Source organism: Glycomyces tritici (assembly GCF_030403505.1).
Genome location: NZ_JAUEMJ010000005.1, coordinates 1 through 14,385, shown reverse-complemented (window position 1 = coordinate 14,385; position 14,385 = coordinate 1). Strand labels below are relative to the sequence as shown.

General features: G+C 69.4%; 11 protein-coding genes. 9 read left to right on the top strand and 2 right to left on the bottom strand.

Annotated elements, in window-relative coordinates:
• The first annotated feature begins 170 nt into the window (after nucleotides 1-170).
• Entirely contained in the window at nucleotides 171-1,184 is a 1,014-nt protein-coding gene (locus QWI33_RS17025) for a LacI family DNA-binding transcriptional regulator (RefSeq protein ID WP_289958337.1), read from the top strand.
• Nucleotides 1,185-1,197: 13 nt separating this feature from the next.
• Here QWI33_RS17025 and QWI33_RS17020 read toward each other — a convergent pair whose 3' ends face one another.
• The gene (locus QWI33_RS17020; protein ID WP_289958336.1) at nucleotides 1,198-2,613 is read right to left on the bottom strand and encodes an SGNH/GDSL hydrolase family protein; all 1,416 of its coding nucleotides are present in this window, start codon (nucleotides 2,611-2,613) and stop codon (nucleotides 1,198-1,200) included.
• Nucleotides 2,614-2,825: 212 nt separating this feature from the next.
• Complete coding sequence (locus QWI33_RS17015; RefSeq protein ID WP_289958335.1) at nucleotides 2,826-3,854, bottom strand: LacI family DNA-binding transcriptional regulator; 1,029 nt, start codon at nucleotides 3,852-3,854, stop codon at nucleotides 2,826-2,828.
• 106 nt (nucleotides 3,855-3,960) lie between these two features.
• Between QWI33_RS17015 and QWI33_RS17010 the strand changes: the two genes are divergently transcribed.
• The 8 genes from QWI33_RS17010 to QWI33_RS16975 form a co-directional block, all read left to right on the top strand.
• Nucleotides 3,961-5,034: a LacI family DNA-binding transcriptional regulator gene (locus tag QWI33_RS17010; RefSeq protein ID WP_289958334.1), complete on the top strand. Its 1,074-nt coding sequence runs from the start codon at nucleotides 3,961-3,963 to the stop codon at nucleotides 5,032-5,034.
• A gap of 211 nt (nucleotides 5,035-5,245) precedes the next feature.
• Entirely contained in the window at nucleotides 5,246-6,505 is a 1,260-nt protein-coding gene (locus tag QWI33_RS17005; protein WP_289958333.1) for a family 16 glycosylhydrolase, read from the top strand.
• A gap of 332 nt (nucleotides 6,506-6,837) precedes the next feature.
• The gene (locus QWI33_RS17000; protein ID WP_289958332.1) at nucleotides 6,838-8,148 is read left to right on the top strand and encodes an extracellular solute-binding protein; all 1,311 of its coding nucleotides are present in this window, start codon (nucleotides 6,838-6,840) and stop codon (nucleotides 8,146-8,148) included.
• A gap of 12 nt (nucleotides 8,149-8,160) precedes the next feature.
• Entirely contained in the window at nucleotides 8,161-9,582 is a 1,422-nt protein-coding gene (locus QWI33_RS16995) for a carbohydrate ABC transporter permease (RefSeq protein ID WP_289958331.1), read from the top strand.
• A 3-nt stretch (nucleotides 9,583-9,585) separates the two neighbouring features.
• Nucleotides 9,586-10,473 carry a sugar ABC transporter permease gene (locus QWI33_RS16990; protein ID WP_289958330.1) on the top strand — a complete coding sequence of 296 codons (888 nt, stop codon included), beginning with the start codon at nucleotides 9,586-9,588 and terminating at the stop codon, nucleotides 10,471-10,473.
• A 98-nt stretch (nucleotides 10,474-10,571) separates the two neighbouring features.
• On the top strand, nucleotides 10,572-12,200 hold the full coding sequence (locus tag QWI33_RS16985) for a glycoside hydrolase family 53 protein (protein WP_289958329.1): 1,629 nt from the start codon (nucleotides 10,572-10,574) through the stop codon (nucleotides 12,198-12,200).
• A 56-nt stretch (nucleotides 12,201-12,256) separates the two neighbouring features.
• Entirely contained in the window at nucleotides 12,257-13,285 is a 1,029-nt protein-coding gene (locus tag QWI33_RS16980; RefSeq protein WP_353895500.1) for a LacI family DNA-binding transcriptional regulator, read from the top strand.
• Between the two features lie 181 nt (nucleotides 13,286-13,466).
• The coding region (locus QWI33_RS16975; protein WP_289958327.1) for an alpha/beta hydrolase family protein at nucleotides 13,467-14,385 on the top strand (919 nt) is incomplete at its 3' end.

The following is a 14,385-nucleotide window of genomic DNA, read 5'->3' as shown; positions in this document are numbered from 1 at the left end:
CACCAGCGGGCGCGCGGCGCCCGGGCTGCAGGGGGGATCGGAAACCGGCATCGGCGCTCCTTTGCGTCAAGAAATAGTGATCGTTCACTATTTGAAGTACCACCTAAGATAGTGAACGTTCACTCGTATGTCAAGATGATCACTGGGATCTGCGAGAGGAGACCGTGGGCATGACCGAGCGCTCCACCGAATCGAGGCGGCCGACGATCAAGCAGGTCGCGAGCCTGGCCGGCGTATCGCACCAGACCGTCTCCCGCTACCTGCGGTCCAGGAACGGGTTGAAGCCGGCGACCCTCGCGCGCATCGACGCCGCCGTCAGCGAGTTGAACTACCGCCCGAACCTGGTCGCGAGGTCGATGCGGACCCGCCGGACCGGCCGGCTGGCGATCCTCCTGCCGACCATGGTCTTCAACCCCTCGCGGATGCTGCACGGCGCGACCGAGGCCGCCCACGAGGCCGGCTTCACCGTCGAGGCGATCAGCGTCATCGGCGACACCGAGACCAGGACCGAGCGGATGCTCGAGATCGCCGGCACCGGCCAGGTCGAGGGCATCCTGGCCCTGGCCCCGGTCTCCCCCGGGATCGAAGACCATCTGCCGCAAGGGGAGACGATCGTGGTCGCGGCCGACTTCGACGACCAGATGCGCGGCATCGGCGAACTGGCCGACGCCGCACCCCTGGTCGAGATCATGGAGGGCCTGGTCGCCTTCGGGCACCGCCGGTTCTTCCACGTGGCCGGAAACCTGCAGTTCGCCTCGGCACGGGCGAGGAAGGCCGCGTACCTCGAGACGGTCGAACGGCTCGGACTGGAATCCGCCGGCGTCGTGGACGGCGACTGGTCGGGCAGGTCCGGCTACGACGCGGTGCACTCGCTCGCGGACGAGGCGATGCCCACCGCCGTCATCGCCGCCAACGACGTCGTGGCCGCCGGGGCGATCCGCGCCCTCATCGAGCGGGGCCTGGACATCCCCGGCGACGCCAGCGTCACCGGCTGGGACAGCAACGAGGTGTGCGAGTACCTGCCGCCGAGTCTGACCAGCGTGGAGGTCAACCTGGAAGGCCTGGGCCGCAACGCCATGCTGAGCCTGGTCAAAGCGATCTCCGGACGCGAACTCGAACCCGCACCGCGCCCGCTGCAGCGCGTGGCCTGGCGCGAGTCGACCGGCCCGACGACGCCCCGCTGACCGCCCGGCGCGCTCAGACCCCCCAGACCCGTCCCGTCCCGACCTCGGCGAGACCGGCCAGTCGGGCAGTGAGCACCGGGACGTAGAACTCGGTCATGCCGGCGATGTTCGGATGCGTGCCCGTGCCGCCGGTGCCCGGGAAGCCGCCGACCAGACCGTCGAACGTGTAGGCGACACGATGGCTCGCGATGCGGGTGTCGAGCGTCGCGTCGGCGAAGACGTCGGCGACGGCCACGCCCCACTTCTCGGCGGCAGCCAGGGTCACCGCCCGCAGGGCGATCTGCGTGTTCCAGTCGCGCGAACCCAACTTGTGGACGGGGACGTAGACCAGCGTGGCGGTCGGCCACTTCTGCTTCATGGCGTGGACGGTCGCCTCGAACGACCCGGCGAAGGTGCCGGTGTCGAAACTGCCGGGCTCGTACGAGTCGCCGACGGCGCCGATCTCGTACCCGTCCAGTTCATGAAGGGTGAGCGCGTCGTTCGTGCCGCCGTCGAAGACGACGAAGTCGGGCGCCTGCGCACTCGCCGACCGGACCTGGGTGAGGATCTTCCCGGAGGACGGACCCGACACCGGCCCCACGGTCGCACCGTTCACCGCGTACTTGGTCAGCACCATGCCCTCGCGTTCGGCCACCAGGTTCATGAAGCCGCGTGCATAGCTGTGGCCGTAGACGATGCTGTCGCCGAAGGCGTATACCGACGACCCGGCCAGGGACCCTTCGGCGGCCTGGTCCGGACGGGAGAGCCGGAAGTTGTCGATCGACTGCACGCCGGTGCCGTAGTAGTTGCAGGCCACGAACTTCGCGAGGCGCCGGCCCGTGATCGCCCCGGTCCCGGAGGCCATGACCCGCGGCGACGACTCCTTGGTGGCGATCGTGTACTGGACCCGGCCGAGCGTGAAGTCCATGTGCAGGTCCACCGTGTACCACTTGGAGCGGTCGAACCCGGTTCTGCTCCAGGCCGGATTGAGGGAGTCGGGCGCCGAGGCCGACGACGAGTCGGGTCCGGTGACGGCGTAGCGGAGTTGCGAACCGGTCGCCGCGATCGCGAAGACGAGGCGTCCCGCGTCGTCGCGGAACTCCACACCCGTCTTCATCCCGTCGGAGGCGATCGAGGTCTTCCAGTCGAATCGCAGATCGAGCGTCTTCTCGCTCATGATCGACGAGCCGAACCGGCTGACCGACGCCGTGTAGTCGCGCATGTGCTCCGTGACCCTCAAGACGCCACCGCCGACACTGGCCCCGGTCGGAAAGCCGAAGTTCGCCGGCGCGGTCTGGGCGCCGAAGCGCTCGTCGATCAGCACCGTGCTCGAGGTGGCGGCGGCCGCCGGATGCGGAGCGAGCAGGAGCGAGAGGAGCAGGACGCCGGCGGCGAACAGGCTGACCCGTTTCCGCTGCCGAGAGGCGGTTCTGCGCTTGGCGATGGGCACGGCGTTCTCCCTTGGCGAGGTGTCGTCGTCGGCCGCGGGCGCGCAGCGGGCTTCATTCCCGCCACGGTCCGGCCGGACCTCGAATCATGATGACAACGGTTCCAGACCCTGTCAAGACGCGGCGCTTCGCAACCCGAATCGTCGTTCCACACGCGAAACAGGGCCTCGCTCCGGCCATCGCGCCGCACGTCCCGGTCGGATGCTCCTGCGGCTCAGCGGGTCTCGGTCGTCGCCGCGGTCGTGCTGGCCCGGACGACGAGTCGCCCGGGCAGCACCACGTCCTGCGGGGCATCGGTCGCGAGGGACATCTCCAGAGCCGCCCTCCCGGCCTCCTCGAAGGGAAGCGCCACAGTGGTCAGCGCTGGAGTGACGTCGCGCGCGAGCGGGATGTCGTCGACCCCCGAGAGGGCGATGTCGGTCGGCACGTCGATGCCCAGGCGCCTGAACTCGTTCAATGCGCCGATCGCGAGGACGTCGTTGCCCGCGAGCACGAGATCCGGATGCGGGCGCAGCTGCGACAGGCGGCGGGCCGCCGCCCGACCGCCGTCCCGGCTGAGTTCGCACTGCTCGACGACCAAGGACTCCGGGTCGAAGCCCCGCTCGGACAAGCCCTCCGCGAAACCTGCGGCGCGGGTGTCGAGCGCCGGCTGCCCCGGAGTGGTCAGCACGGCGGCGCGGCGGCGGCCCAGCCCGCCCATATGGCGGCCGACGACCCTCCCGGACTCGAAGTCGTCGAAGCGGACCGCCGGAAACGGCGTGTCGTGCTCGCCGATGAAGACGACACCGCAGCCGTCGTCCCGGAATCGCTCGAGCTGAGGGAGGACCTGCTCCTTCGGCACATCGGCGAAGCTCGCGCTCGTCACGACCAGCGCACGGGGGCGCAATGCGCGCAGCACCTCCAGCGCCGTCCGGTGCGCGGCGGCGCCGCTTCCGACCCCGGTGATGCTCACCAGCGCGCCGCGCTCCCGGCCCGCCGCCTCCATTCCGGCCGCGATCGCGGCGACCGACGCGGTCCTCGGATCGCTCGCGAGCAGCACGACCGCCGTCCGCCGCCCACGCAGCGCCCGAGCCGCCTGGTTCGAGACGTAGCCGAGGGATTCCGCCACCGCGAGGACGCGCGCCGAGAGCCGCTCGCTCACGCGGAGGTCGCCGCCGTTGAGCACTCGGGACGCGGTCGAGGGCGATACGCCGGCCGCCTGGGCGACGTCGCGCAGTGTCGCCCGCTGATACGAACGCCGCATGCATCCTCCAATGTCGAACGCGCACCCGCATGCTCCCGCCGGAACCGGCAAGCGCTCGGGAACGGGGCGGCGCACCCTGGGATGCGCCCAGTGCCAGGATGTCATTGTGACCACCGACCCTGCCACCGACGACCGGTCCCCCGGCGCACCGGACCGACCGTCAGCGGCCACCCTCCGCGATGTCGCCGAGGCCGCCGGGGTCTCCAAGGCCTCGGCCTCCCGCGCGCTCGACCCGGCCTCCCAGTACGTGTCGTCGAGCATGCGCGCGCGCGTCCTGGACGCCGCCGAGCGCCTGGGCTACCGGCCGAACGCGTCGGCTCGGGCCACGACCACGGGTGCGACCGCGATGGTGGCCGTGCTGGTCTCCGACATCCGCGACCCCTACAACGCCGAGATCGTGCACGGCGTGATCGAGCAGGCGGGGGCCTCCGGGCTCGTGGCCACCTTCGCCGGAACCGATCACGGCATCGACGACGAGATCCGGGTCGTGCGCATGATGCGCGGCCTCAGGCCGCACGCCATGATCCTGACCGGCACCCGCAGCGGCTCGACCGTCTCGCGGGCGTCCCTTGAGGAGGAGCTCGCCCGCTACACGCAGGAGGGTGGCCGGGTGGCGATCGCGGGAGACGACGAACTGCCGTTCGACACCGCCGTCGTCCCCCGCCGGCGCGGCGCCTCGGCGCTGGTTGCCGAACTGTTCCGCCTGGGCTACCGCACTCCCGCCCTGATCCGGCCCGACCACGATGCGGAGGCCGCGCGCCAGTGGGAGGACGGCGTCGTCGAAGCCGCCGCCAGGCTGGGGATGCGGATCGGGCGAGGCGCCGTCGTGCGCGCGCCGATGACCCGGGACGGCGGGTACGACGCGGCCGCGGGCCTCGTGGCGGAGCGGCCCGGTCGCTTCGACGTGGTCCTGGCCGCCACTGACGCGATGGCCATCGGCGCGATGACCGCGATGCGCGACGCGGGCCTGACCCCGGGCGCCGAGATCGGCGTCGCCGGGTTCGACGATGCCGTGGGCACCGAGGACGTCACCCCGGGTCTGACCAGTGTGGACCTCGCTCTGGCGCGGGTGGGCGCCGCCGCGGTGGAGCTCGCGCTGACCGGGCCGGGCGACCTCCGAAGGATCGAGTTCGAGCCCCGGGTCGTCGTTCGGGGCACCACCCCCGCCCGCTCCAGCTGACGCCGCACCGGCGGCATGTGCGTTATGAAACCGTTACTTGAATATCGACACATGTAAATTGACAGATTCTGGAACCGTTGTCATTCTGATTTTGCAGTGCCGCGGCGATCGCTGCGCCTCATACAGCGGCACTGCCCGGCGTCCACGGCAAGGGCGCTCCGCTTACTGCCGGCACGTTCCTTGTGCAGGACATCCTCCGAAGGAGACCCTCATGGCTTTCGATCCCAAACGCGTGAAACTCGCCCGCCGCGGCCTGCTCGCAGGCGGTGGCGCCCTCGCCTTGTCGGCGTTGCTGGACGCGCCCGCGTCCGCGGCGGAGATGCCGCCGAACCCGCTCGAGAAGCCGGGGTGGATCCTCGACCGGCACGACGAGTTCAACACCGGCAGCCTGGACACGGACCTGTGGATTCCCAGGTACCTGGAGTCCCGGACCACCGTCGCGCGGTCCACGGCCCGGTACGGGTTCCGGGACGACGCCCTCGTGCTCCGCATCGACGACGACCAGCCCACCTACTACAGCGGCAACCCCATGAAGGTGTCGAGCGTCCAGACCGGACAGCGGACGAACCTGCACAAGGACAACGAGTTCGACCACTCGATCCCCACCGACATGAAGTACACGCCCCAGTACGGCTACTTCGAGGTCCGCGCGAAGAGCTCCGCCAGGAGCGGCATCCACACCGCGTTCTGGCTGACCGGCAGGCAGGACACATGGGAGCAGCGCGGGGAGGTCGACGTCCTGGAGCACGCGGGCATCCACGGGAAGAGCAAGTTCAACTGGAACCTCTTCAGCTGGTCGGACCCGAACCTCTCGACGCACCGGGAACAGGTCGGCGTCGGGTTCGACATGACCGCGGAGATGCACATCTACGCCCTCGAGTGGACGCCCACCCAGTTCAAGCTCTACATCGACAACGTCCTGACCAGGACCATCAACCAGTCCTTCACCTACCCGGCCGTGTTCTACCTCGGCATCTACGAGCACGCCGACTGGACCGGCACGGTCGACCCGAGCGACCCCCGGCCGAAGGAACTGGTCGTCGACTACTTCCGCGCGTACAAGCGCGCCGCCGACGCCGCCGACCCCCGCAGCGGCCAGACCTACCGGGTCCGCAACGTCTCCACCGGGCAGTACCTCGACTCGGGGGCCGCCGGCGCGATCGCGCTGGAGGCGGGAAGCACCTATGACGACCAGCTGTGGACGCTCACCGAGCAGCAGCCCGGCTACTGGACGATCGACAACGTGCGCGAAGGCCGCGGGTACCTCGACACGGATCCCAACGGCAAGGTCATCTGGGGCGAAGCGCGGGTCGGCGACGACACGCTCTGGGCGATCACGCCCGTCTCCGGCGGATTCCGGATCGACAACAAGCAGAGCGGTCGCGGCTACCTCTACGGGACGGGCGCCTCGGTCGCGTGGAACACCGGGGCGGCGGACGCGAACACCGTCTGGGCACTCGAACGGCGGTAGCCCGCTCCGAAAGCGGTCAGCGCCAACGGCACCCGCTCCTCCGCTGGACCTGCAGCAACTGCAGCGACCAGCGCTGGACCCTCCGCTCGACCCGCTACGGGCCCGGCCACGGGGGCCTGGGACGAGGGCGGCACCGCGATGCGGTGCCGCCCTCGAGGACCCAAGTCTGCGGGCACGATTTCTCAACTTTTTATCGTAACAATCATAATGCAAATGCCACATAAGGAATATCTCTCGCTTGCGCCCAGTGATACATGTCGCTACGTTGCTGTAAACGTTCACAGTCGCCGCGGACCGGCGGCGGCATCCCTCACTGAGACAAGGACATGCACATGCGACGCAGAGGAGCTATCGCGCTCGCCGCGGCGGCGGCGCTCGGACTGACCGCCTGCGGCGGCCCCACCGAAGAGGAGCAATCCTCCGAACTGGAGTGGGACGCCGAGACTCGGCAGTACGTCATCGAAGAGGACATCGCCTCGGGCAAGGTGCCGCTGAAGGTCTGGTTCGAGGAGGAGTACCTCGCCGAGGCCGTCATCGCCGCCTTCAAGGAGGAGTTCAAAGACGAGTACCCGGACATGAAGGTCGAGTACGAGCTCGTCGGCAAGCACGACGCGGTCGACAAGATGGCCCTGGCCGGCGAGGCCGGGACCGGCGCCGACGTCTTCATGACCTTCTACAACGAGATCCCCAACGCGATCGACGACGGGACCGCCGCCCCGCTGGGCGAGTACACCGGCGTCCTGAACGAGCGCATCAGCGAGGCCTTCACCAGCGTCGTCACCGCCGAAGACCAGATGCACGCGGTCCCGGTGACCACCGAGTCGCTCGCGCTCATGTACAACACCACCCTCCTCGAAGAGCTGACCGGCTCCCCCGAGCCCGCCGCCACCTGGGAGGAGATCCAGGCGCTCGCCGCCGAGTACAACGACCCGGGCGCCAACCGCTGGACGATCCGCATGTCCACCATGGAGATCTACCGCGCCTACCCGATCCTCTCCGCCATGGGCTGGCAGGTCTACCCCGACAGCAATGTGGACGCACCCGGGTTCGACGACCCGGCGTTGACCGCCGCGCTCGACTACTACGCCGGCCTGCGCGACATCTACAACGTTCCCAGCGCCGACAGCACCTGGGAGGTCATCGAGGAGGGCTTCGCCAAGGGCGAGACCCCCTACGTCATCACCGGCCCCTGGAGCTTCTCGCTCTTCGACACCGGCGCCGCCGAGAACGGCTTCGAGTACGGCGTGACCACCCTCCCCGGCGTCGCGGGCGGCGAGACCCCCGGCGCGTTCGCGGGCATGCACGTCGCCGCCGTCTCCGGATACTCCGAGTACCCGGCCGCGGCCCGCGTCTTCGCCAACTTCATGGCCTCCGACGCCGGCGCCGCCGCCGTCTACGCCTCGAGCGGCCAGATCCCCGCGCTCAACCAGGACCTGCTCTCGGGCATCGAAGGCATCGCGGACGACCCCCACGTGGCGGGCATCGTCGCGCAGTCGGCCAACGCCGAGCTCATCCCGCAGGTGCCGGAGTACTTCTGGGAGGTCGGCGACGCGATGGTCGTCGACGTGTGGGACGACCTGTCCGACTCCGCCGCCGCCCAGGAGAAGGCCGTGACGACCTACGACGAACTGCACGGGCTCTAGGGACCGACCGCTGTGACCACCACTGAGACACCCGCATCCCCGGCCCGGGCCCGCGCACCGCGCGGCCCGGGCCGGGCGGGAGCCGGACTCCCCTCCGCGGTACCGGGCGCCGCCTCGGCACTGGTGTGGGGGGCGGGCCAGCTCCTCAACCGCCAGGCGGGCAAGGCCGCGTTCTTCTTCACGTTCTTCGCCGGCGCGGTCACCTGGGAGATCGCCACCGGCAACTACTACGCGGGCATGGAGTTCACCCCGCGCTCGAACGGCGGATTCTTCATCCGCGGCCTGTGGGGGCTGTTCACGCTCGGGACGCAGCCCCGCGAGATGACGATGACCGGCCTCACCGAGGGCGACAACTCGATCGTCCTCATGGCCAACGGGCTCATCGCCCTCCTGACGCTGGGCCTGCTGGCGATCATCTGGATCTGGAGCATTCGCGACGCGGCCCGCTACCGGGCCGCGCTGAACGCCGGAGACCGGGCCGAGACCTCAGGCGCCTACTTCAAGCGCCTGTGGGAGGGCGCCTTCGCCTTCATCGCGCTCTCGCCCGGCCTGGTCCTCCTGGTCTTCATGTCGGTGCTGCCGGTGCTGTTCGGCATCCTCGTGGCGTTCACCGACTACAGCCGCGACAACCTGCCGCCGAAGAACCTCGTCAGCTGGGTGGGGTTCGACAACTTCGCGACGATCTTCGCCGTCCCCTCGTGGGCCTCGACGTTCGCGGGCATCCTCGGCTGGACCATCGTGTGGGCGGTGATCGCCACGGTCACGACGTACGCGGCGGGGCTGCTCATCGCGGTGATGCTGGCGAGCAAGCGGGTCAAGGTCCCACGCGTGTGGCGCTCGGTGTTCCTCCTGCCGTGGGCCGTGCCCGCGATCGTCTCCGCCCTGGTGTTCCGCTCGATGTTCAACGGCCAGTTCGGACCCATCAGCCAATGGCTGGTCGACGTCGGCCTCACCGACGAGCGCGTCTACTGGTTCACCGACCCGACCAGCCCGAACCTCGCTCGGGCGGTCGCGCTCCTGGTCAACCTGTGGCTCGGGTTCCCGTTCTTCATGGCCCTCGTCGGCGGGGTCCTCGCGAACATCCCCGAGAGCTACTACGACGCCGCCCGCATCGACGGGGCCGGGGCGCTGCAGCAGTTCCGCTACATCACGCTGCCGATCGTCCAGCGGACGGTCACGCCGCTCATCATCCTGTCGTTCGTGCACAACTTCAACAACTTCGGGGTGATCTACTTCCTCACCGAAGGCGGTCCAGACAATGTGGACTACCGCTTCGCGGGAAGCACCGATCTGCTCGTCACCTGGCTGTTCAAGCTCACGCTCGACAACCGCCTCTACAACATCGGCGCCGTGATGAGCCTGGTCATCTTCGTCATCGTCGGCGCCATCTCCGTGGTGAACCTCAACCGCACCAAAGCGATCCGGGAGCTCTGAGCCATGGCCGCCATTCCAAGGAGCACCCGGACCCGCCGCGAGGCGAGCGCCGGAAGCCGCCAGCGCGTGCGCGACGGCGCCACCAGCGCGATCATGCACCTCATCCTCGCCGTCGTCGCGGTCATCGTGATCTACCCGCTCATCTGGGTCGTCGGATCCTCCTTCGGCCCCGGCGGCGGGCTGGCCAACGCCACCCCGATCCCCGAGAACGCGACGTTCGACAACTACGTGCACCTGTTCACGCGGACCGACTACGGGCGCTGGTACCTCAACTCGCTCTACGTCGCCACGATCAACATGATCGGCTCCGTCGCCCTCTCCGCGCTGTGCGGGTGGGTGTTCTCCCGCATCAGGTTCCGGGGCCGCAAGGCCAGCATGCTCGGCATCCTCATCCTCCAGATGTTCCCGAGCTTCCTGACCGCGATCGCCGTCTACATGCTGTTCCTCAACTTCGGCCTGCTCGACTCCCTCACCGGCCTCGCGCTGGTGAGCATCGCCGCGGCCCTGCCGTACAACACGTGGCTTATGAAGGGCTTCACCGACAACCTGCCCGCGAGCCTCGACGAGGCCGCCGCGCTCGACGGGGCCGGGAGGCTCACGATCTTCCGGAAGATCGTGCTGCCGCTCATGCGCCCCATGCTCACCTTCGTGGCGATCACCTCGTTCACGGCGCCGTGGATGGACTTCATCCTCCCCCGGCTCCTGCTGCAGAGCGGCGACAAGCAGACCGTCGCCCTGGGCCTGTTCCAGATGATCACCGACCAGTACAGCAACGACTTCACCACCTTCGCCGCCGGCGCTGTGGCCCTCGCCCTGCCCATCACGATCCTCTACATCGTCCTCCAGCGCCACCTGGTCACCGGGGCCATGGCGGGCGCGGAGAAGGGATGAGCACGCCGAGGCCGCCAGCGGCCACCTCGATGTCGGCGGCCCCGCGCCGCCGCAGCGGGCGCCCCGGCGCCCGACCCACGATCGCAAAGGAGCGACACATGAGACGGATGATCGCGGTGGCCCTCACGGCCGCCATGGGCTTCGTCGCGTTCGCCACGGCCTCCTCCCCGGCCCAGGCCGTGAGGGACGACTTCTACATGGGCGTCGACGTCGGCACCCTCGCCGAGGTCGAGGCCAGCGGCGAACGCTTCTACGACGGCGGCGTCCAAGGCGACGCGCTCGAGATCATGGCCGACAGCGGCGCCAACCTGGTGCGGCTGCGGCTGTGGAACAACCCGTACAGCACCTCGGGCCAGCCGTACGGCGGCGGCACCAACGACCTGGCGAAGACCATCGCGCTCGCGCAGCGCGCCAAGGCCCTCGGCATGGACGTGCTCCTCGACCTCCACTACTCCGACTTCTGGGCCGACCCGGGCAAGCAGATCAAGCCCAAGGCCTGGCAGAACCTGTCCTACAGCCAGCTGACCTCCGCGGTGCGCACCTACTCCCGCGACGTCGTCGCGCAGATGACCGCCGCGGGCGCCAAGCCCGACATCGTCCAGGTGGGCAACGAGATCACCAACGGGATGCTGCAGCCCACCGGCAGCACCTCGAACTGGTCGCAGCTCGGCGGCCTGCTCAAGGCCGGCATCGCGGGCGTCCACGAGGGCGGCACCGGCATCGAGATCGCGCTGCACCTCGACCGCGGCGGGAACAACGCCGCCTACCGCACCTGGTTCGACAACGCCCGCAACCAGGGCGTCCCGTACGACATCATCGCGATGTCGTACTACCCGTACTGGCACGGCACCATGAACCAGCTGCGCACCAACATGAACGACGTCGCCGCGCGCTACGGCAAGGACGTCATGGTCGTCGAGACCGCCTACGCCTGGACCCTCGCGGACGGGGACGGCCGGGGCAACATCTTCACCAGCAGCCATGCCGGCGAATCGGGTTACCCGGCGACCGTGGCGGGCCAGACGCAGTTCCTGCGGGACCTCCAGGACGCCATCGCGGACGTCCCGAACGACCGCGGCCGCGGCCTGGTCTGGTGGGAGGCGGCCTGGACCGGCGACACCACCTGGGCCAAGCCCGCGGGCATGTCGTACATCAACGACCAGGCCGGCGAGAGCAACTCCTGGGACAACCAGACCCTGTTCGACCACAACGGGAACAAGCTGTCGACACTCGACTTCTTCGGCGAGGTCACCGGCGGGGGCGGCAATCCCGGAACCGGCGAGAACGTGCTGACCAACCCGGGCTTCGAGTCCGGCAGCGGCCGGACCGCGACCGGGTGGAGCGTGTGGTCGTCGAGCAGCACGAACCTCGACGCGGCCTTCCGCGAGACGCGCGGCGGCTTCCACCAGGGCAGTGCCAAGGGCACGCACTGGAAGAACAGCGCGTACACCGTCTCGACCTATCAGTCGCGCAGTGTGCCCAACGGGACCTACACGCTCACCGCCTGGGTCATGAACGGCGGCGGTCAGAACGCCGCGCGCATGTACGCGAAGAACCACGGCGGGACCGAGCGGCAGGCCAACCTGCCGGTGACCTCGACATGGACGCAGGTGTCGATCACCGGCGTCCAGGTCACCAGCGGGCAGATCGAGATCGGGTTCTATTCGAACGCGAACGCCGGCAACTGGATCAACTTCGATTCAGTGAGCCTCACTCGCACCGCGTGAGGCGGGAGGGAGGCCGCCCTGCACGGGCGGCCTCCCTCGACATCGTCGGCTCGCCAATGGAACTCACGCAGGGGCTAAAGAACTTGGCACGGAAACGACCCACGATCAACGACGTCGCAGCGGCATCAGGCGTCTCACGCGGCACGGTCTCGCGCGTCCTCAACGGCAGGACCAACGTCTCGCTGGCCGCCGAACTGGCAGTGCGGCGGGCGGTCGCCGAGACCGGATTCGTCGTCAACCGGGCCGCCCGGAGCCTGAAGACCAGCCGGACCGGATCGGTCGTCATGGTGCTCTCGGAGCCGCAGGAGCGCTTGTTCGAGGACCCGAACTTCTCGGTGCTCATGCGGGTGGCGACCAATCAGCTCGCCGAGCACGACATGTCCCTGGTGCTCATGATCGCCGGCGACGACGGGGGCCGCGACCGGGTCGCGCGCTACCTGCGCGGCGGCCACGCCGACGGGGCGCTGCTGATCTCGACCCATGCCGACGATCCGCTCCTGGAGGCCATCGAGCGCTCGCACGTCCCCTCGGTGGCGTGCGGGGCGGTGCTCGGGCAGGAGCGCGTCGTCCCCTACGCCGCGGCCGACGACCGGGGCGGGGCCAGGCAGGCCACGACGTACCTGGTCGAGCAGGGCCGCAAGAAGATCGGCATGATCACCGGCCCCGTCGACACCCCGGGCGGATCGCTGCGGATGGAGGGCTTCACGAGCGTGCTGGGCCGCAGGGTCCACAAGCGCATGGTGGTCCACGGCGATTACACCCAGGCCGGCGGGGAGAAGGCGATGCGCGAGCTCCTGCAGCAGTTCCCGGCCCTCGACGCGGTCTTCGTCGCCTCCGACCTCATGGCCGCCGGCGCACTCCAGGCGCTCCATGCGGCCGGGCGCAGCGTGCCCGGGGACGTGGCCGTCGCAGGGTTCGACGACTCGGCGATCGCCACCGCGACCAACCCGAGGCTCACCACGATCCGCCAGCCGCTGGCCGAGGTCGCCGGAGAGGCCGTGCGCCTGCTGCTCGCCCTGCTCGACGAGCAGGCGGTCGAGTCGGTCGTCCTGCCGACCGAGCTGATCGTCCGCGACAGCGCCTGAACGACACGGCTCGCCGAGCCGGTCATGCTCGGCTGCTCGCAATGCGCAGACGCGGACCAGAAGTACATATCGAAGTTCTTGACTATCTCAAATTGTGACGATATATTAATCCTCGCTGTGCACGTTCACAGTTATCTGCTCAGTGCCGGCGACCCTCACGACTCTCCTTGGAGGAGCACTCATGACAATGCAACGACGGACCTTCCTCGGCCTGGGCATGGCCGGGGCCGTGGGAGTGGGCGCGTCCCTCTTCGGCGCGGGCTCCGCGCTCGCCGATCCGGCGCCGGCCAACCCCTTCCCCGTGGGCGTGCGCCGCTACAACTGGACCCGCGGCAGCCGCGCGGTCACCACCTACGTCTACTACCCGGCGGCCAGCGGCACCGTCGGCGCCAACCCGGTGACGGACGCCCCGGTCGCGAACGGCGTCTTCCCCGTCTACAACTTCACGCACGGCTTCCAGAGCAGCCCGCAGAACTCCCTGTTCATCATCCGGCGCCTGGCCGAGGCGGGCTTCATCGTCCCCGCCCCGCACTTCAACCACAACCCGAGCGACGTGGGCAACGGCGAGACCCCGAAGGACGTCTCGCAGGCCATCACCAACACCCTCGCGCTCAACAACAGCGGTCCGCTGGCCGGGCACATCCGCACCGACATCGGCGTCGGCGTCTCGGGCCACTCCCTGGGCGGCATGACGACTCACGGCCTGCTGACCCGCTGGGCCGACAGCCGCATCATCTCGGCCAACCCGCAGTCCTGCACCGACCAGGGCACGCCGTCCAGTTCGGTCAACGCCAAGGTCCTGTTCGTCCACGGCGACCGCGACGACCTCACCGGGTACAACTCGGCGCGGCAGGCCTACACCGAGATGACCTGGCCCAAGGCGTTCCTCACCTTCGTCGGCGGCAGCCACACGAGCTTCTGGAGCGACCAGCGCTTCCCGCGCACGGTGGTCGACTGGGCCCGCTGGACCATGTACGGCGACACCGCCGCCCGCGACCGCCTGCCCGCCGACGCCTCCGGCTCCGGCACCCGCTGGGAGGCCGCGCTCGGCGACACCACACCCACCGAACCCGGCACCTACCGGCTCGTCGCGCAGCACA